The organism is Flavobacterium sp. W22_SRS_FK3 (assembly GCF_052113665.1).
Lineage (GTDB): Bacteria > Bacteroidota > Bacteroidia > Flavobacteriales > Flavobacteriaceae > Flavobacterium.
This window is the reverse complement of sequence record NZ_JBGQOF010000003.1, coordinates 147788-168394: the sequence shown is the minus strand read 5'-3', so window position 1 is coordinate 168394 and position 20607 is coordinate 147788. Positions and strand designations below refer to the sequence as shown.

Annotated in this window: 17 protein-coding genes and 4 tRNA genes; 1 reads left to right on the top strand and 20 read right to left on the bottom strand. The window is 34.7% G+C overall.

Features of this window, described 5'->3' with window-relative positions; translation table 11 throughout:
* Positions 1–42: 42 nt before the first annotated feature.
* The 18 genes from rpoC to ACEN2I_RS03830 form a co-directional block, all read right to left on the bottom strand.
* Positions 43–4353, bottom strand: a complete 4311-nt coding sequence (gene rpoC / locus ACEN2I_RS03915; RefSeq protein WP_441764805.1) for a DNA-directed RNA polymerase subunit beta' — start codon at positions 4351–4353, stop codon at positions 43–45.
* Between the two features lie 300 nt (positions 4354–4653).
* A complete protein-coding gene (gene rpoB, locus ACEN2I_RS03910) occupies positions 4654–8466 on the bottom strand; it encodes a DNA-directed RNA polymerase subunit beta (protein WP_441764804.1) in 3813 nt (1270 codons plus the stop codon).
* Positions 8467–8726: 260 nt separating this feature from the next.
* Positions 8727–9098 (bottom strand): 50S ribosomal protein L7/L12, encoded by a 372-nt coding sequence (gene rplL / locus ACEN2I_RS03905; RefSeq protein WP_007807437.1) that lies wholly within the window; start codon positions 9096–9098, stop codon positions 8727–8729.
* A 91-nt stretch (positions 9099–9189) separates the two neighbouring features.
* Positions 9190–9693: a 50S ribosomal protein L10 gene (gene rplJ / locus ACEN2I_RS03900; protein WP_441764803.1), complete on the bottom strand. Its 504-nt coding sequence runs from the start codon at positions 9691–9693 to the stop codon at positions 9190–9192.
* Positions 9694–9715: 22 nt separating this feature from the next.
* Complete coding sequence (gene rplA / locus ACEN2I_RS03895) at positions 9716–10405, bottom strand: 50S ribosomal protein L1 (RefSeq protein WP_031456760.1); 690 nt, start codon at positions 10403–10405, stop codon at positions 9716–9718.
* Positions 10406–10418: 13 nt separating this feature from the next.
* Positions 10419–10856 (bottom strand): 50S ribosomal protein L11, encoded by a 438-nt coding sequence (rplK, locus tag ACEN2I_RS03890; RefSeq protein WP_441764802.1) that lies wholly within the window; start codon positions 10854–10856, stop codon positions 10419–10421.
* Positions 10857–10922: 66 nt separating this feature from the next.
* Positions 10923–11474 carry a transcription termination/antitermination protein NusG gene (gene nusG / locus ACEN2I_RS03885; protein WP_441764801.1) on the bottom strand — a complete coding sequence of 184 codons (552 nt, stop codon included), beginning with the start codon at positions 11472–11474 and terminating at the stop codon, positions 10923–10925.
* A gap of 10 nt (positions 11475–11484) precedes the next feature.
* On the bottom strand, positions 11485–11682 hold the full coding sequence (secE, locus tag ACEN2I_RS03880) for a preprotein translocase subunit SecE (RefSeq protein ID WP_441764800.1): 198 nt from the start codon (positions 11680–11682) through the stop codon (positions 11485–11487).
* A gap of 18 nt (positions 11683–11700) precedes the next feature.
* Positions 11701–11771 (bottom strand) — tRNA-Trp (locus ACEN2I_RS03875).
* A 61-nt stretch (positions 11772–11832) separates the two neighbouring features.
* On the bottom strand, positions 11833–13020 hold the full coding sequence (gene tuf / locus ACEN2I_RS03870) for an elongation factor Tu (protein ID WP_441764799.1): 1188 nt from the start codon (positions 13018–13020) through the stop codon (positions 11833–11835).
* 53 nt (positions 13021–13073) lie between these two features.
* Positions 13074–13145 (bottom strand) — tRNA-Thr (locus ACEN2I_RS03865).
* A gap of 56 nt (positions 13146–13201) precedes the next feature.
* Positions 13202–13282: transfer RNA gene (locus tag ACEN2I_RS03860), tRNA-Tyr, on the bottom strand.
* A 51-nt stretch (positions 13283–13333) separates the two neighbouring features.
* A tRNA-Thr gene (locus tag ACEN2I_RS03855) sits at positions 13334–13407 on the bottom strand.
* Between the two features lie 91 nt (positions 13408–13498).
* Positions 13499–13801 (bottom strand): ribosome hibernation-promoting factor, HPF/YfiA family, encoded by a 303-nt coding sequence (hpf, locus tag ACEN2I_RS03850; RefSeq protein ID WP_264523008.1) that lies wholly within the window; start codon positions 13799–13801, stop codon positions 13499–13501.
* 34 nt (positions 13802–13835) lie between these two features.
* On the bottom strand, positions 13836–14729 hold the full coding sequence (locus tag ACEN2I_RS03845) for a tyrosine-type recombinase/integrase (RefSeq protein WP_441764798.1): 894 nt from the start codon (positions 14727–14729) through the stop codon (positions 13836–13838).
* A gap of 125 nt (positions 14730–14854) precedes the next feature.
* On the bottom strand, positions 14855–15049 hold the full coding sequence (rpsU, locus tag ACEN2I_RS03840) for a 30S ribosomal protein S21 (protein ID WP_007807454.1): 195 nt from the start codon (positions 15047–15049) through the stop codon (positions 14855–14857).
* Positions 15050–15222: 173 nt separating this feature from the next.
* Entirely contained in the window at positions 15223–16365 is a 1143-nt protein-coding gene (locus tag ACEN2I_RS03835; protein ID WP_441764797.1) for an acyl-CoA dehydrogenase family protein, read from the bottom strand.
* A gap of 12 nt (positions 16366–16377) precedes the next feature.
* On the bottom strand, positions 16378–17253 hold the full coding sequence (locus ACEN2I_RS03830) for a ComEA family DNA-binding protein (protein WP_441764796.1): 876 nt from the start codon (positions 17251–17253) through the stop codon (positions 16378–16380).
* Positions 17254–17507: 254 nt separating this feature from the next.
* Here ACEN2I_RS03830 and ACEN2I_RS03825 point away from each other — a divergent pair, with 254 nt between their 5' ends.
* Entirely contained in the window at positions 17508–18959 is a 1452-nt protein-coding gene (locus ACEN2I_RS03825; protein ID WP_441764795.1) for an amino acid permease, read from the top strand.
* Between the two features lie 84 nt (positions 18960–19043).
* Here the strand turns inward: ACEN2I_RS03825 and ACEN2I_RS03820 are convergent, their stop codons facing one another.
* Both ACEN2I_RS03820 and ACEN2I_RS03815 read right to left on the bottom strand, forming a co-directional pair.
* Positions 19044–19271: a PspC domain-containing protein gene (locus ACEN2I_RS03820; protein ID WP_441764794.1), complete on the bottom strand. Its 228-nt coding sequence runs from the start codon at positions 19269–19271 to the stop codon at positions 19044–19046.
* Between the two features lie 63 nt (positions 19272–19334).
* A complete protein-coding gene (locus ACEN2I_RS03815; protein WP_441764793.1) occupies positions 19335–20606 on the bottom strand; it encodes a DUF2851 family protein in 1272 nt (423 codons plus the stop codon).
* Between the last annotated feature and the right edge of the window lies 1 nt (position 20607).

Below are 20607 nucleotides of genomic sequence, written 5' to 3'. Positions count from 1 at the left end.
TTTTCAATTTCCCTCCTTCGAAAAAGAGGGAATTGATAAGAATTAATAAATATATTCTTCTTTATTTGCCATCATTTCATTGTAATCATCTTTAGACCCTACGATTGTATTGTCGTATTCTCTCATTCCAGTTCCAGCAGGAATTCTGTGTCCAACAATTACATTTTCTTTCAATCCTTCAAGATCATCAACTTTACCTGCTACTGCAGCTTCGTTAAGTACTTTAGTTGTCTCCTGGAATGAAGCAGCAGAAATGAATGATTTAGTTTGTAACGAAGCTCTTGTAATACCTTGTAAAACTGGCGTTGCCGTGGCAGTAATAACATCTCTGGCTACAACTAAATTTTTATCATTACGCTTAAGTAATGAATTTTCATCACGTAAATCACGAGGTGTAATAATCTGACCTGGTTTTAACACAGCAGAATCTCCAGAATCTTCAACTACTTTCATACCATATAATTTATCATTTTGAACGATAAAATCTTTAGTATGAATTAATTGATCTTCCAAGAATAATGTATCTCCCGGATCCTGAACTCTTACTTTACGCATCATTTGACGGATAACTACCTCAAAGTGCTTGTCGTTGATTTTTACCCCTTGTAAACGATATACTTCCTGAATTTCATTTACCAAATACTGTTGAACAGCAGCCGGTCCCTGAATTCTCAAAATATCATCCGGAGTAATTGCTCCGTCAGACAATGGAACACCTGCTCTTACAAAGTCATTTTCCTGAACCAGGATTTGGCTCGATAATTTAACAAGGTATTTTCTAACGTCACCAAATTTAGATTCTATTACAATCTCGCGGTTACCTCTTTTAATTTTTCCAAAAGAAACTACTCCATCAATTTCAGAAACTACAGCAGGATTCGAAGGATTACGAGCTTCTAATAGCTCTGTAATTCTTGGTAAACCTCCCGTAATATCCCCAGATTTAGAAGAACGACGTGGAATTTTAACCAATACTTTACCCGCTTTAATTTTCTCACCATTTTCAACCATTAAGTGGGCTCCAACCGGTAAGTTATAAGAACGAATCAATTCGCCTTCTTTACCGTAAACTAATAAAGTTGGAATTAATTTTTTATTTCTGGCCTCAGAAATTACTTTTTCCTGGAATCCTGTCTGCTCATCAATTTCAACCATGAATGATTGCCCTTGTTCTAAATCTTCATAAGCAATCTTACCAGTAAATTCTGAAACAATTACACCATTATATGGATCCCATTTACATATTACAGTTCCTTTAGTAACTACATCTCCATCATTAACAAAAATGCTGGATCCATAAGGAATATTATGTGTATTTAAGACAATACCAGTTTTCTCATCAACTAATTTTAACTCAGTAGAACGAGATACAACAATATCTGTTGCATTACCTTCACTGTCCTCACCTTTAACCGTTTTTAAATCTTCAATTTCAAGTCTACCATTGAATCTTGTAACAATACTAGACTCTTCAGAAATACCTCCGGCAACTCCTCCAACGTGGAATGTACGAAGTGTTAACTGTGTTCCCGGCTCACCAATAGACTGAGCTGCGATAACTCCAACAGCTTCACCTCTTTGTGTCATTTTTCCGGTGGCTAGATTTCTACCATAACATTTTGCACAAATACCTTTTGTAGCTTCACAAGTCAATGGAGATCTAACTTCTACTCTTTCAATCGGAGAAGCTTCAATAGTTCTCATGATTGCCTCAGTAATTTGTTGACCAGATTGAACCATTACTTCATTAGTAAGTGGGTTTATAACATCCTGCAATGCAACACGTCCTAAAATTCTTTCTCCTAATGACTCAACAATTTCCTCATTTTTCTTCAAAGCAGAAACTTCAACACCTCTTAATGTTCCACAATCTTCGATGTTTACAATAACATCTTGAGAAACGTCATGAAGTCTTCTTGTCAAGTATCCGGCATCAGCCGTTTTAAGAGCCGTATCTGCAAGTCCTTTACGAGCACCGTGAGTAGAAATAAAGTACTCTAGAATCGAAAGACCTTCTTTAAAGTTAGAAAGAATCGGGTTTTCAATAATCTCACCACCCCCAGCTGTAGATTTTTTAGGCTTAGCCATCAAACCACGCATACCAGTTAACTGACGAATCTGTTCTTTAGAACCCCTCGCCCCAGAGTCAAGCATCATATATACAGAGTTGAAACCTTGTTGGTCTTCTCTAATATTTTTCATTGCTAATTCTGTTAACTGAGCATTTGCTGAAGTCCATACGTCAATAACCTGGTTGTAACGCTCGTTATTAGTAATAAGACCCATGTTATAGTTAGTTGAGATACCTTCAACTTGTTCTCTGGCATCTGCAATTAACTTCGTTTTTTGTTCTGGAATTCTAATATCACCTAAAGAGAATGATAATCCTCCTCTAAATGCAAATTTATACCCCATATCTTTCATATTATCCAAGAAAGCTGCCGTTGTAGGTACATCAGTCACACTTAAAATGTGTCCGATAATATCTCTAAGGTTTTTCTTAGTCAATACATCATTGATATATCCAGCTGCTTCAGGTACTACTTCGTTAAACAACACACGTCCTGCAGTTGTTTGAATAATTTTGTACACTAATTCTCCAGCTTCATTAAAATCTTTTGCTCTAATTTTCACACGAGCATTCAATTCCAATCTTCCTTCGTTTAAGGCAATGTTTACTTCTTCAGCAGAATAAAAAGTTAAGTCTTGACCTAAAATTATGTGTTCTGGAGTAGAGATACGCTCTTTGGTCATATAATATAGACCCAAGACCATATCCTGAGAAGGTACAGTAATTGGAGCACCATTTGCAGGATTCAGGATATTATGAGAAGCCAACATTAATAATTGTGCCTCTAAAATAGCCTCAGGTCCTAATGGCAAGTGAACTGCCATCTGATCCCCATCAAAATCGGCGTTGAAAGCCGTACATACTAATGGGTGCAATTGGATCGCTTTTCCTTCAATTAATTTTGGTTGGAAAGCTTGAATACCCAATCTGTGTAACGTAGGAGCACGGTTAAGTAATACTGGGTGACCTTTAATTACATTTTCAAGGATATCCCAAACTACAGGCTCTTTTTTGTCTATGATTTTCTTAGCAGATTTTACTGTTTTAACAATACCTCTTTCAATCAATTTACGGATAACAAAAGGTTTGTATAATTCAGCTGCCATATCTTTTGGCAATCCACATTCAAACAATTTCAATTCAGGTCCAACAACAATTACCGAACGAGCAGAATAATCCACACGTTTTCCAAGTAAGTTTTGACGGAAACGTCCTTGCTTACCTTTTAAGGAATCAGATAATGATTTTAATGGTCTGTTCGATTCTGTTTTAACAGCAGAAGCTTTACGAGTGTTATCAAATAATGAATCTACAGATTCCTGCAACATACGTTTTTCGTTTCTTAATATAACTTCCGGAGCTTTGATCTCCATTAATCTTTTCAAACGGTTGTTACGTATAATTACACGACGATATAAGTCATTTAAATCTGACGTGGCAAAACGGCCTCCATCAAGTGGCACAAGCGGACGTAATTCTGGTGGAATAACAGGAACTACTTTCATAATCATCCATTCTGGACGATTTTCGCGGTTTAAGTTAGACTCACGGAAAGACTCAACAACTTGTAATCTTTTTAAAGCTTCTGTTTTACGTTGTTTAGATGTTTCGTTGTTAGCGCTGTGTCTCAATTGGTAAGACAACTCATCTAAGTCAATACGTGCTAATAAATCCATAATACATTCTGCTCCCATTTTGGCAACAAATTTATTAGGATCCATATCATCTAAATATTGGTTTTCTTGTGGAAGAGTATCTAAAATATTCAAATATTCTTCTTCTGTCAAGAAATCTAATCTTTGTAATGATTCTCCATCTGCATTTTTAGCAATACCTGCTTGGATTACTACGTATCTCTCGTAGTAAATGATCATGTCTAATTTCTTAGAAGGAAGACCCAGGATATAACCAATTTTGTTTGGAAGAGAACGGAAATACCAGATATGAGCAATAGGTACAACTAAGTTGATGTGCCCTACTCTGTCACGACGTACTTTTTTCTCCGTAACTTCGACACCGCAACGGTCACAGATAATACCTTTGTAACGAATTCTTTTATATTTACCACAAGCACACTCAAAATCCTTAACAGGTCCGAAGATTCTTTCGCAGAAAAGTCCGTCACGCTCTGGTTTGTGAGTTCTGTAGTTGATAGTTTCTGGTTTCAACACCTCACCTCTTGATTCTTTCAAGATAGATTCTGGTGAAGCCAATCCAATAGAGATTTTATTAAATCTTTTTACAGGATTTTTATCTTTATTATTATTTCTATTATTCATCATAGTTTTTACTATTGATTTATTTGCAATTAAAAATTGATTTCGCTTTAGTCGAAAGTTTAAAAATCGGAAGTCAAAAGTCATGATAAGACTTTAACACTTTAAGACATTTGACTTTATGACTAAAAAACTACCTCGGATTACTTCTCTAAACTTCAAACCTTTTTATTTTGAAGTGCTAATTATAAAACACTTAGGGTTTATATAAAAAATCGGAACGGTTTACGGGTATAAATCCTAAAAACTTCTATAAATGAGTAATCAGCCCCGATAAAATCGGGACTGATTACTGTCTAATACTTATTATTCTTCTAAACGAATGTCAAGTCCAAGACCTTTCAATTCATGCATTAATACATTGAATGATTCTGGTAATCCTGGTTCTGGCATAGACTCTCCCTTAACGATAGCTTCGTAAGTTTTAGCTCTACCAATAACGTCATCCGACTTAACTGTTAAGATTTCACGTAGTGTACTTGATGCTCCATAAGCCTCAAGTGCCCAAACCTCCATCTCTCCAAAACGCTGACCTCCAAATTGAGCTTTACCTCCAAGTGGCTGTTGAGTGATCAACGAGTATGGTCCGATAGAACGTGCGTGCATCTTATCATCAACCATGTGTCCTAGTTTAAGCATGTAAATTACACCTACAGTTGCAGCTTGATGGAAACGCTCTCCAGTACCACCATCATAAAGATGTGTATGTCCAAAACGTGGCACTCCAGCTTCATCAGTTAATTCATTAATTTGATCTAAAGAAGCACCGTCAAAAATTGGAGTAGCAAATTTTCTACCCAAATTCATACCAGCCCATCCAAGAACAGTCTCATAAATCTGACCAATGTTCATACGTGAAGGTACCCCAAGTGGATTCAATACGATATCTACTGGTGTTCCGTCTTCAAGGAAAGGCATATCTTCATGACGAACGATTCTGGCAACAATACCTTTGTTACCGTGACGTCCCGCCATTTTATCCCCTACTTTCAGTTTACGTTTTTTAGCGATGTAAATTTTCGCTAATTTCAAGATTCCAGATGGCAATTCATCTCCAACTGTTATAGTGAATTTTTCCCTTCTTAAAGATCCTTGTAAGTCGTTTAGCTTAATTTTATAGTTATGAATTAAATCATTAACCATTTTATTAGTAGCATCATCAGCAACCCATTGACCTTTGCTTAAGTGAGCAAAATCTTCTACTGCATAAAGCATTTTTTGAGTATATTTTTTACCTTTTGGTAAAACTTCTTCACCCAAATCATTCATTACACCCTGAGATGTTTTTCCGTTAACGATCAGGAATAATTTTTCAACCAATCTGTCTTTCAATTCGACAAATTTAGTTTCAAATTCCATTTCAAGAGCTCCTAAAGCATCTTTATCCTGAGTACGTTTACGTTTATCTTTTACGGCTCTAGCAAATAATTTTTTATCAAGAACTACACCGTGTAAAGATGGAGAAGCTTTTAATGAAGCGTCTTTTACATCACCTGCTTTATCCCCGAAGATTGCACGAAGCAATTTCTCTTCCGGAGTAGGATCTGATTCTCCTTTTGGTGTAATTTTTCCGATCAAAATGTCGCCAGGTTTAACCTCTGCTCCAATTCTGATCATACCATTTTCATCTAAATCTTTAGTAGCTTCTTCAGAAACGTTAGGGATATCGTTTGTTAACTCTTCATTTCCTAACTTAGTATCTCTAACCTCTAATGAATAATCATCAACGTGGATAGAAGTAAAAATATCATCACGAACTACTTTTTCAGAAATTACAATCGCATCCTCGAAGTTATACCCTTTCCATGGCATGAACGCAACTTTTAAGTTTCTACCTAAAGCTAATTCTCCATTTTGAGTAGCATATCCTTCAGACAATACTTGTCCGGGAATAACTCTATCACCTTTTCTTACGATTGGTTTCAAGTTGATACTTGTACCTTGATTGGTTTTTCTAAATTTAATTAGGTTGTATGTTTTTTCATCAGCATCAAAACTAACCATTCTCTCGTCTTCTGTACGATCGTATTTAATAGTAATGATATTAGCATCAACATATTCAACAGTTCCATGCCCTTCAGCATTGATTAATACTCTTGAATCTGAAGCTACCTGACGCTCTAAACCTGTTCCCACAATAGGAGCTTCTGGGCGAATTAATGGTACAGCTTGACGCATCATGTTCGATCCCATCAACGCACGGTTCGCATCATCATGCTCTAGGAAAGGAATCAATGAAGCAGAAATCGAAGCAATCTGGTTCGGAGCAACATCAGTGTAATCAACTACAGATGGTTCAACAACAGGGAAGTCACCTTCCTCACGAGCAATAACATTGCTAGCTGTAATCTTACCAGTCTCATCCATTTCAATGTTTGCCTGAGCAATCATTTTTCCTTCTTCTTCTTCAGCACTTAAGTAAATTGGTGTACTTTCTAAATCAACTACACCGTTAGTTACTTTACGGTATGGAGTTTCAATGAATCCCATTCCGTTTACTTTTGCATAAACACCAAGAGATGAAATCAAACCAATGTTTGGTCCCTCAGGAGTTTCAATCGGACATAAACGACCATAGTGTGTATAGTGGACGTCACGAACCTCGAAACCAGCTCTTTCTCTCGAAAGTCCACCAGGTCCAAGTGCAGAAAGCCTTCTTTTGTGTGTAATCTCAGCTAATGGATTTGTTTGATCCATAAATTGAGACAACTGGTTAGTACCAAAGAAAGAGTTGATAACTGATGATAATGTTTTAGCATTGATCAAATCGATTGGTGTAAACACCTCATTATCTCTAACGTTCATTCTCTCACGAATAGTTCTCGCCATACGTGCTAAACCAACACCGAATTGTTGAGACAATTGTTCACCAACTGTTCTAACACGACGGTTTGATAAGTGATCTATATCATCAATCTCTGCTTTAGAATTAATCAATTCGATCAAATATTTTACAATGGTAATGATATCTTCTTTGGTAAGTACTTGCTTTTCCATTGGGATATCTAAACCAAGTTTTTTGTTCATTCTGTAACGACCAACTTCACCTAAGTTATAACGTTGATCAGAGAAGAACAATTTATCTATAATACCGCGAGCAGTTTCCTCATCAGGCGGTTCAGCGTTACGCAACTGACGGTAAATGTGCTCTACAGCTTCTTTTTCAGAGTTTGTTGGATCTTTTTGTAAGGTGTTGTGGATAATAGCATAATCAGCCTGATTATTATCCTCTTTGTGTAACAAAATAGATTTAACGTTAGAATCGATGATTTCTTCAACATTATCTTTGTCGATAATAGTATCTCTATCAAGGATGATTTCGTTACGTTCGATAGAAACTACCTCTCCGGTATCTTCATCAACGAAATCCTCATGCCAAGTGTTCAATACACGTGCAGCAAGTCTTCTTCCAATATATTTCTTAATACCAGTTTTAGAAACTTTTATTTCTTCTGCTAGGTCAAAAATCTCAAGAATGTCCTTGTCTCTTTCAAAACCAATTGCACGGAATAAAGTTGTAACCGGTAATTTTTTCTTTCTATCGATATAAGCATACATTACGCTGTTAATATCAGTAGAAAATTCTATCCAGGAACCTTTAAAAGGAATTACTCTGGCAGAATAAAGTTTAGTTCCATTTGCATGGAATGATTGCCCAAAGAAAACCCCAGGAGAACGGTGTAGTTGAGATACTACTACACGCTCAGCACCATTGATTACAAAGGTACCGCTTGGAGTCATATAAGGAATTGTACCTAAATAAACATCTTGTACAATAGTTTCAAAATCTTCGTGTTCCGGATCTGTACAATATAATTTCAGCCTAGCTTTTAAAGGCACACTATACGTAAGACCTCTCTCTATACATTCTTGAATGGTATAACGTGGCGGATCTACAAAATAATCAAGGAACTCCAATACAAAGTTGTTTCTGGTATCTGTAATTGGAAAGTTTTCCATGAAGGTATTGTACAATCCTTCGTCGCCTCTTTCGTCAGATTTTGTTTCTAATTGAAAAAAATCTTTAAACGATTTTACCTGAACATCAAGAAAATCCGGATATTGCGGTATATTTTTTGTAGAGGCAAAATTCAATCTTTCAGTCTGATTTGTTATCATCAATGGACAAAATTTTGATTAAAAAAAAGTAATTTTTTGTGTAAACACACACTGTTTAATCTATACTTTCTTATTATAATCAATACATCTTTAAAAATAAATATTAAATTTAGTTTATTTTTTTTCTTCGTATTGATCAAAAACTTTTTCGTATTTTAAACTATTTGATAATAAAATTGGATATATTTTATTATACGAAAAATGGTTTAGGTCATTGAGTTAACTCAAGACCTAAACCTAGTTCTTAAAACCGAGTTGAATTATTTAAGCTCAACTACAGCTCCAGCTTCTTCTAATGATTTTTTAAGACCTTCAGCCTCTTCTTTAGAAACACCTTCTTTAACGTTACTTGGAGCACCGTCAACTACATCTTTAGCTTCTTTAAGACCTAAACCTGTAAGTTCTTTAACTAATTTTACAACTGCTAATTTAGAAGCTCCAGCTTCTTTTAATACAACTGTAAATTCAGTTTGTGCTTCTTCAGCAGCACCTTCTCCACCACCAGCAGCAACTACTACAGCTGCAGCAGCAGGCTCGATACCGTACTCATCTTTTAATATTGTTGCTAATTCGTTAACTTCTTTAACTGTTAAGTTAACTAATTGTTCTGCGAATTGTTTCAAATCTGCCATTTTTTCTATCGTTTAAAATGATTTGTAAAATATAATTTATTTATTGTGCGCTAATTAAGTCACAAGGAAATAGAATTCCCTGCATGAATTATTATGCTTCAGCTTGTTCTTCGCTACCAGCGAATTTGTTTTGTAAAGCAGAAATAATTCTTTGTGCTGGTGATTGCAATAATCCAATAAGTTCTCCAAGAAGTTCTTCTTTAGATTTAATAGTTGCTAATGCATCTAATTGATCATCTCCAATATAAATTTCAGAATTAATATAAGCTCCTTTTAATACAGGCTTAGCTGATTTTTTTCTGAAATCTTTAATTATTTTTCCAGGTGCATTTGCAACATCCGAAATAAATATAGCACTGTTACCAGTCAATACTGAAGGTAAATCACCATAGTCATTAGCAGAAGCTTCCATTGCTTTTGCAAGCAAAGTATTTTTTACAACCTCTAATTTTATACCTGCTTTAAAGCAAGCTCTTCTCAAGCTTGAAGTAGTTTCTGCATTTAATCCAGAAATATCAGATACATAAATAATATTTGTACCAGCTAACTGTGCAGTTAAATCTTCAATCGCGATTGATTTTTCTTCTCTAGTCATACTAAAAATTATTAACTACCAATTATACTGCTTTTGGATCCAATGCAATTGCAGGACTCATAGTGCTTGTAAGGTGAATACCTTTAATATAGGTACCTTTAGCAGCAGTTGGTTTAAGTTTGATTAATGTTTGAATAATTTCGTGTGCATTGTCATAAATTTGCTCAGCTCCAAATGAAACTTTACCAATTCCTGCATGTACAATACCAGTTTTATCAACTTTAAAATCGATTTTACCAGCTTTAACCTCTGCAACAGCTTTAGCAACATCCATAGTTACTGTACCTGTTTTAGGGTTAGGCATTAAACCTCTAGGTCCTAAAATACGACCTAATGGACCTAATTTACCCATAACAGCCGGCATAGTGATGATAACATCAACATCTGTCCAACCATCTTTAATTTTTTGTAAATAATCATCAAGACCTACATAATCAGCTCCAGCTTCTTTAGCTTCCGCTTCTTTATCCGGAGTAACCAATGCTAATACTTTAACGTCTTTACCAGTTCCGTGAGGTAATGTAACTACACCTCTAACCATTTGATTCGCTTTTCTTGGATCTACGCCCAAACGAACTGCGATATCAACAGACTCATCAAATTTTGCAGAAGCTATAACTTTAATTAATGCAGCAGCATCTTTCAAAGTATATAGTTTGTTCTTTTCAATTTTTGAAGCAGCCTCTTTTTGCTTTTTTGTCAATTTTGCCATTTCTTTCTTTTAATTAAAAAGGAGCGTCTCCTGATACAGTTATACCCATAGACCTAGCAGTTCCAGCGATCATACTCATAGCAGATTCGATTGTAAATGCATTTAAATCTACCATTTTATCTTCAGCAATTGCTTTGATAACATCCCAAGTAACGCTAGCTACTTTTTTACGATTTGGTTCACCTGATCCAGACTTTAGCTTTGCAGCTTCCAATAATTGGACAGCAGCTGGAGGAGTCTTAATAACAAAATCAAATGATTTGTCTTTATACACAGTAATTTGTACTGGGCATATTTTGCCAGGTTTATCTTGTGTCCTAGCATTAAACTGCTTACAGAACTCCATGATATTAACCCCAGCAGCTCCTAAAGCAGGTCCAACCGGTGGCGACGGATTCGCAGCACCTCCCTTAACTTGTAGTTTAACTACCTTACTAATTTCTTTAGCCATTTTTAAAAAATTTAACACCACAATTATTGGAAGCAATTGCAGTGGTTATTATAGATGTAACAAAAATTATACTTTTTCAACTTGCATAAAACTCAATTCCAAAGGTGTTTTTCTTCCGAAAATCTTAACCATAACCTCAAGTTTACGCTTCTCTTCATTGATTTTTTCAACTGTTCCATTAAAACCATTAAAAGGACCATCTATTACCTTTACAGTTTCTCCTAAGTTGAAAGGAATAGCACGAGTATCTGTATTTACAGCTAGCTCATCTACTTTACCTAACATTCTATTTACTTCGGAAAGTCTCAAAGGAACAGGTTCTCCTCCTTTGATCTCACCTAAAAATCCAATAACACTGGTAATAGACTTAATAATATGAGGTATCTCACCAACTAAATTCGCTTCGATCATAACATATCCAGGAAAATAAACTTTATCCTTAGACATTTTCTTTCCGTCTTTTACAGTAACTACTTTTTCTGTAGGCACTAAAACTTGGGAAACATAATCACCCATACCTAATCTGGCAATTTCAGTTTCGATGTAAGCTTTAACTTTATTTTCTTGTCCGCTTACTGCCCTAACTACATACCATTTTTTCACATTATTATCTGTCATCACAAAAAAATTATCCTTTTAACCAGTTAAAAAATCCAGCCAAAGCTTTTGCAAAAAATTCGTCTACTCCCCATGTTGCCAAAGCGAACAGAATCGAAAATACAGCCACAACAATTGTCAATTTTTGAACCTCAGCCCAATCAGGCCAAGTAACATTTGACTTTAACTCTTCGAAAGCCTCTGATAAATAATTAGTAACTTTTGTCATTTGATATATTTTTTATTGCACGGGCGGAGGGATTCGAACCCCCATCAACGGTTTTGGAGACCGCTATTCTACCCTTGAACTACGCCCGTAATTAAAAGCCAGTGACTTCTGTTAAGAAAAATCAACTGGCTTCTTATAATATTTATAGGATTATCCTACTATTTCAGTAACCTGACCAGCTCCTACTGTTCTACCTCCTTCACGGATAGCAAAACGTAAACCTACACTCATTGCGATTGGGCTTAACAAAGCAACATTGATAGTTAAGTTATCTCCAGGCATTACCATCTCTACTCCTTCTGGTAAAGTAATAACTCCTGTAACGTCAGTTGTACGTACGTAGAACTGTGGACGGTAGTTATTATGGAATGGAGTATGACGCCCACCTTCTTCTTTTTTCAAGATATAAACCTCAGCTTTGAAAGTAGCGTGTGGTTTTACTGATCCTGGCTTAATGATAACCATTCCTCTTTTGATAGATTCTTTATCAATACCTCTTAACAATAAACCTACGTTATCTCCAGCTTCACCTCTATCAAGGATTTTACGGAACATCTCAACTCCTGTAATAGTAGAAGTCAATTTATCAGCTCCCATACCAATAATTTCAACTGGATCTCCTGTATTAGCAATACCTGTTTCGATACGACCTGTAGCAACAGTTCCACGACCAGTAATTGTAAACACATCTTCAACCGGCATCAAGAAAGGTTTAGCTACATCACGCACTGGCTCTTCGATCCAAGCATCAACAGCTTCCATCAATTCAATGATTTTTGGTACCCAAACAGGATCATTATTCAATCCTCCTAAAGCAGAACCTTGAACAACTGGACCATTATCCCCATCATATTCGTAGAAAGACAATAAATCTCTAATTTCCATTTCAACAAGCTCTAACAATTCAGCATCATCAACCATATCCACTTTGTTCATGAAAACAACGATTCTTGGAATACCAACCTGACGACCTAAAAGGATATGCTCACGAGTTTGTGGCATTGGACCATCTGTAGCAGCAACTACTAAGATAGCTCCGTCCATTTGAGCAGCACCAGTAACCATGTTCTTTACGTAATCCGCGTGACCTGGACAGTCAACGTGAGCGTAGTGACGGTTAGCTGTTTCATACTCTACGTGTGATGTATTAATAGTAATACCTCTTTCTTTCTCCTCTGGAGCGTTATCGATTTGATCAAACGATTTTGCTTGACAGTAACCAGCATCAGACAATACTTTTGTAATTGCTGCAGTTAATGTAGTTTTTCCGTGATCCACGTGTCCAATTGTACCTATGTTTAAGTGCGGTTTGGAACGATTAAAATTCTCCTTTGCCATTTTACTTAATTTTTAATCTTAGTTATATATTAATTCAATTTCCTACTTACTTGAGCCAACTACGGGAATTGAACCCGTGACCTCTTCCTTACCAAGGAAGCACTCTACCTCTGAGCTAAGTCGGCAGAGAGTTCTGTTTGTGATCTGAAATTTACATTCCAAAACCTCAACTTCATTCTTGTGGGGAGAGCAGGATTCGAACCTGCGAAGTTCACACAGCAGATTTACAGTCTGCCCTCGTTGGCCGCTTGAGTATCTCCCCTTTTTATCAATAATTACATGAACAATTTCAAATCGCATTTGAAATATTTAGAGCCGGCGGAGGGACTCGAACCCACGACCTGCTGATTACAAATCAGCTGCTCTAGCCAACTGAGCTACGCTGGCAATATCAATAAAAAAGTCCGCTATTTCTAACGGACTGCAAATGTAGCTATTTTATCTTTGTATCAAAACATTTTTTGAAAAAATTTTTGAATTATATGTGTGCTCTTATTTTTTCTTTCCTTTTTACCAGTAAACGTTCTAAAGATTCTGCAGAAAGCTCTACTGCTTCCTCAAAAGTCTTACATTGTTTTTTAACTAAAAAATCATCACCAGGAACATTAATCTTAATCTCCACAGCCTTATTCTCTTTATCACTTGTTCTTTCAACCTTTAAAAAAACATCTGCCGAGACAACCCGATCGTAATATTTTTCTAATTTATCCATTCTTTCCTGAATAAAATCTACCAACTTTCTGTCAACAGCAAAGTTAACGGCATGAACATCTACCTTCATAATACTAATTTTTGGGTTAAACATTTCAGAACTATTACTTGTTTCTTGGATGCGCATTAGTATATACCTTTTTAAGTTCTGATAAACTATTATGAGTATAAACCTGCGTAGACGCTAAACTCGAATGCCCTAATAATTCCTTAACTGAATTCAAATCTGCCCCGTTATTCAATAAATGAGTCGCAAACGTATGTCGAAGTACATGCGGACTCTTCTTTACCTTTTCAGAGACTTTACTAAAGTATGAATTTATTAAACGATACACAAAGGATTCGCTCAATTTTAACCCTTTTTTTGAAATAAAAAAATAACCCGAATCTACTATATTCTCAATTGAAGCCCGCTCACTTAGATAAGAATCAAACTGTTTGATAATAATTGGCAGAATCGGAATTAAACGCTCTTTATTCCTCTTTCCCAAAACCTTTATCACACTTGAAGACAAATCAACGTTACACATCATTAGATTTATCAACTCTGCTCTCCGCATCCCTGTTGTATAAAAAAGATCTACGATTAACTTATCTCTTATTTCCTCGAAACCAACCGGAGAATTGACCAACTGCATCAAATCAACAAGTTCTTTTTCAGAAAATGGAATCTGAATAATTTTAGGTACCTTTAATGCCTTATGTTTCAACATCGGATTTACTTCGATTTGCTTTATCTTCAAAAGAAATTTATAAAACGCTTTTAAAGAAGCCATTTTTCGATTTACCGAAACATTAGAAATATTTTCATCAACCAAAGAAACAATCCAGCTTCTAATCTGACCATAATTTACTTTATCAATATCATCCTGTTCAAAATGGGCTTTATTGAACGTTTCAAAAAACACAATATCCTTTAAATAAGCATTAACGGTATGAGCCGAATATTTTTTTTCCAGCTGAAGATAATCTCGAAAAGCTTCTTTATTTGATTTCATAAAAAATTAAATATTACCCCCGCACCTTAATCATATATATTTTAAAAATCAGGCACAAAAAAACCGCTAGCACCAAAGTTATAACTTTATGATGACTAACGGTAATTATTTTGAAAAGCTATCTACTAACTTTCTAAACCATCTTTCATGTTTTGAATGTAAGCAGCTTTTTGAATTTGAGCTCTTTTGATTACAGAAGGCTTAATAAAAGCAGTACGTGCTCTTAATTGACGAACAGTTCCTGTTTTATCAAATTTTCTTTTATAGCGCTTTAATGCTCTATCGATATTTTCTCCGTCTTTAATTGGTATAATTAACATAATATTGACACCTCCTCTCGTTAAGGATGCAAAAGTAATATTTAATTATGAATTATGAGTTATAAATTCTAAATTATTTTAAAGAAAATAGAAGATAGAAAAAAGAAAATAGACTTCTCTGAAACCGATCGTAAAAAAAGAGAGAATTAAGAACATGCTTTTTTCCTTATTCTTTATTCTTTCAATAAATTTCTGGAAATCACCAATTTCTGAATTTCGGTAGTTCCTTCGCCAATTGTACATAGTTTAGAGTCTCTGTAAAATTTTTCTACCGGATAATCTTTTGTATACCCATAACCTCCATGAATCTGAACGGCTTCGTTAGCCACTTTCACACAGACCTCAGAAGCATACATCTTTGCCATAGCACCTAATGTAGTTACTGGTTTATGCTGTTGTTTCAAGAAAGCCGCTTTGTGGAGCAACAATTCCGAAGCTTCGATTTCGGTTGCCATATCAGCCAGTTTGAATGAAACCCCCTGAAAACTACTTATTGGCTGACCAAACTGATGTCTTTCTTTTGAATATTTAAGTGCAGCTTCGTAAGCACCTTTTGCTATTCCGAGTGACAACGCTCCAATCGAAATTCTTCCTCCATCTAATATTTTCATTGCCTGAACAAATCCTTGCCCTACTTCACCTAATCTGTTCACATCCGGTACGCGGCAATTATCAAAAACCAATTCGGCAGTTTCACTGGCGCGCATTCCTAATTTATTTTCTTTTTTTCCTGAAGTAAACCCCGGCATTCCTTTTTCAAACACAAAAGCCGTCATTCCTTTTGAGTCTCCCTTTTCTCCGGTACGAACAATGACTACAGCAACATCTCCTGAAACGGCATGCGTTATAAAGTTTTTTGCCCCGTTTACAATCCAAAAATCCCCATCCTTAACTGCCGTCGTATTCATTCCTCCAGCATCAGAACCTGTATTATGTTCCGTTAAACCCCAAGCACCAATATGCTCGGCAGTCGCTAACTTGGGCAACCATTTTTTCTTTTGCTCTTCATTTCCGAAAGTCAAAATATGATTGGTACATAACGAATTATGGGCTGCAACCGACAATCCTATCGACGGATCAACTTTTGAAATTTCTTCGATAACAGTAACATATTCATGATATCCTAAACCAGAACCACCATATTCCTCAGGAACCAAAACACCCATAAACCCCATTTCTCCCAATTCCTTAAAAAGTGGAATTGGAAATATTTGAGCTTCATCCCATTCCATTATATATGGTCTTATATTTTTTTCAGCAAAATCTCTTATCGACTGGGCAATCATAGATTGCGTTTCATTGTATTCAAAATTCATTTGTAATCTTTTTTAGAACTCCAAATATAAACCAATTATATTAGCTTTTTCAACAGGAAAGCCTTTAATATTTATCAAATCCTCAATATTTCGAATATCCCCATTCATACTTCTATAGGTTACGATTTGTTTTGCCAATGCATATCTAAAATATGGAAACAAGGCCAACTCCTTTAAAGATGCATCATTTATGGGTATTTTTTTAATTTTCGGAGAGGACAACACTCTAAAATGTTTTTTTAATTCATCTATAACTTCTGAAGAAAGCCCCCAAACATCACTCATTTGTTCCATCGAAACAAAAGCCTCCAGACTTTCTTTTTGATTTAGAATTCGTGTTGATAATCCTTCTCCAACTCCATTGATTTTCATAAAATCTTCTTTACTTGCCTCATTAATATCCAATACTGTAAAATTTTCCTTTTTAGAAAATGACTTGGCTGTATAAGTTTTAAAAGTTTTTTTGTTCTGAGCCCAATTTGGAAATTTAAAATAAGGCGAAATTACATTTAATAAGGAATCTGATATTTTTGTCACTTTCTGAAACTCTTCTGGAGAATTGACATATTTATTTTCTTTCCTATACGCAAACAATCTATCTATCTCCTGAATTGACATTCCTAATTTATATCCTTTATAATCTGAAATAAAATTTGGATTAAAAAGATAAACTTTTGGCTTCTCATTATATTTGATTGCTTTTAACGAGTCGATTTCAGATTGAAAAGCCAACCATTCCTGTTTTTCGGGACAATTTTTTTCAGCTTGGTTGAAATCAGAAAAAAAATAAAAGAACTGCAATGCAATAATTATAATGAAAAGAGAAAAAATTCCTTTGCGTTGATGATTTGTAAACTTAAAATAAGGAGATATACTTTTAAAATTCATACTAAACTAAAATTTCTTTAACATTTCATAAAAGTATAAATTTATTAAGAAAAATGCTTATAATTTTTTAATAAAAATATTTCACTATACTTATTATTTACCAATAACGTAATATATTTCATGTGACAGCTAACTTTTCTTATAGTTTAGCTGTAAAAAATAAATATTTTATAACTTAAAACTATATAATTGTTTTTATTTTTTATAAAAAGCAATACATTTGGAGCTTAATAACAATAAACCAATATAATTATATGTCAATTTGGAAAACTAAACCACTTTCGGTATTGCTTGGAGAAGCATCCGAATCCGAAAAAGGCTTAAAAAGAACTTTATCTTCACGTTCACTTGTTGCACTTGGAGTTGGCGCCATCATTGGTGCAGGGCTATTTTCTTTAACCGGAATCGCTGCTGCTGATCATGCTGGGCCTGCAGTAACAATTTCTTTCATTTTAGCTGCCGTAGGATGTGCTTTCGCCGGATTGTGTTATGCTGAATTTGCTTCCATGATTCCGGTAGCAGGTAGTGCTTACACCTATTCTTATGCAACTATGGGAGAATTTATGGCCTGGATCATAGGATGGGATTTAGTTTTGGAGTATGCATTAGGTGCAGCAACCGTAGGGGTAAGCTGGTCTCGCTATTTACTTGAACTGCTTGCAAAATATGGCATTCACTTACCACCAGATTTAATTTGCTCTCCTTGGGAAACCTTAACACTTAGTAACGGAACTGTTATTAATGGCGGAATTGTAAACTTACCAGCAATATTTATTGTTTTTATACTTTCTTTATTATTAATTAGAGGTACTAAAGAATCAGCTTCTTTAAATAACTTTTTAGTTGTTGTAAAAGTAGCTGTAGTAATTGTTTTTATAGTTTTAGGATGGCAATTTATTGACACTAATAACTATACCCCATATATCCCTGAAAATACAGGTGTTTTTGGCAAATTTGGATGGTCAGGAATTGCTGCCGGAGCCGGAACAGTGTTTTTTGCTTTCATTGGTTTTGATGCGGTCTCTACTGCAGCACAAGAAGCTAAAAACCCTCAAAAAGGAATGCCTATTGGTATCTTGGGTTCACTTGTGATATGTACTATTTTGTATGTATTATTTTCTCACGTCATGACTGGCCTTGTTCCTTATTATAAATTTGCAGGAGATGCGAAGCCAGCTGCAACAGCTTTTGCCGTAACAGGTTATGACTTTCTACAAACAGGTTTAATTGTAGCTATTTTAGCAGGTTACACTTCTGTTATGCTTGTAATGTTAATGGGGCAAAGCCGTGTGTTTTATACTATGAGTAAAGATGGCTTACTACCTTCTTTTTTTAGTGAAATTCATCCAAAATTTCGTACTCCATGGAAAACAAATCTTTTCTTTTTAGTATTTGTAAGCTTATTCGCAGGACTTGTTCCTGTTAGTGATTTAGGCCACATGGTAAGTATTGGAACTTTATTAGCATTCGTTTTAGTATGTATTGGTGTGATGGTAATGCGTAAAAAAATGCCTGATGCTCCAAGAGAATTTAAAACTCCATGGGTTCCTTTTGTACCAATTGCAGGTGTAGTTATCTGTTTAGCACTGATGTATTCATTGCCTAACGAGAGTTGGGCAAGGTTAGTAATCTGGATGGCTTTAGGAATTTTAATTTACTTTACATACGGTAAGAAAAACAGTAAATTAAATAACCCGGATAAATAAATAATACAGTTTTTTTTAAGACAAAAAAGGATTGTAAAGTTTTTAAAGCTTTATAATCCTTTTTTATTATGATCGAAAATCATTTTATAAATCAAAGACAGATGTTCTTTTTGCCCTAATTAAATCTTTTAGACGAATCCAGAATGCTAAAGTAAGATAAACTCCAAAACCCAAACCAGCAGTAACAAAAGAGATGTAAATAAAAAACAATCGAACACTGGTTACACGCATTCCAAGTTTATCAGCTAATCTGGAAGATACATGAAAACCATATTTTTCGAAAAAAAATTTTAGTTGTAAAATGAGTGACATTTTTATGGATTATGAATTATAAGCAAAAATACAAAATTTTCTAATTGACCCATTTTCTAATTTCTAATTGCTTTTTAATAATTCTATACCAACAGCACATTTCATACAGCCGTTGAGATCACAATATTGACTTTTAAGCTGTAATAACGATTGTGTCTCAAAAGCATTTTCAGCAGAGATTCCAAAAAATTTAAATTTTTCAATAATTGAGTTTTTTTCAGGATCAATAGTATCCAGAATCGAGATTAAATCTTCAGCTATTGATTCATTTACAGTTTTAGCATAAGCAAATTGTAACGGAATAATTGTATTTATTACCAATAAATCTATGAACGAATTGGATAATGATTTTGTTTTTTTTGTACTTTCTTTGTCAAATTGATAATGGTTTTGCCAATATAAACTGGAAGAAATATCAAATATTTTATAAATACTGTCAACGGATTTCAGTTCTATTATTTTAGAAAATAAATTTTGATGACGATGATATAAAGCTGCTAATTGTGAAAGACGAATAGTTGGAAAATTATCCGGACGATGCTTAAAAAACTGGACGGGTTCTGTATAAACTTTTTCAATCTGGTATTTATGCAACAGATAAAAATATCTAAATTTCAAATCTTTAAAATAAACATCTTCTTTATCTGAATCTAATAAACCTGCTGCTCCAAAAAATAAGGCTTCCAGATTTTCGACTTCAAAACTTTCTTTTCGGATAATTGAAAACGGAATTGCCTTTGCCAGTTGCAAAAATGAATTTCCATTGGCATTTAGACCAAAATTTTTAGCTAACAAACAAAATAAAACCGCTTCCCAATCCTGATTTGTTTCTTTAAGCAAACCATAAATAGATTGTGATTTTCTTTCTAATCGTTCAAAAAACAAACGTTCTTGCCAGTTTTTAAAAACAAAACCTGGTACTTTGGAAATTTGCTTTTCGCAATATATCCAAGATTTAGGAGATCTCAGATTATTATAATTTGAAATAGTTTCTGAAGACACATAGTTCTTTAAAATCAATACCGGAATTTCTGCATTATTCTGTCTGTAGATATCGGCATCATATTCCCACACAACATGCAAGATAACATTTTCATAAGCAGCGTCTTTTTCGTGAAGATGCAAATACCAGTCAGAAGCTTTTAAATGTATCTCAACGTTTCCTGCCCACTTTTGATCTCCAATTTTTATTTGTGCATTGAAAAAATCTGGTCCCGCAAGTTCTAAATAATTTCCTGTATTTATAATCGTAATCTCTTCCTGATTAACAGTTTTTAAATTTAGTGTGTCAAATTTTTTAAACCTCCAGAGATAATGAAGAAAATCTTCTTTCATT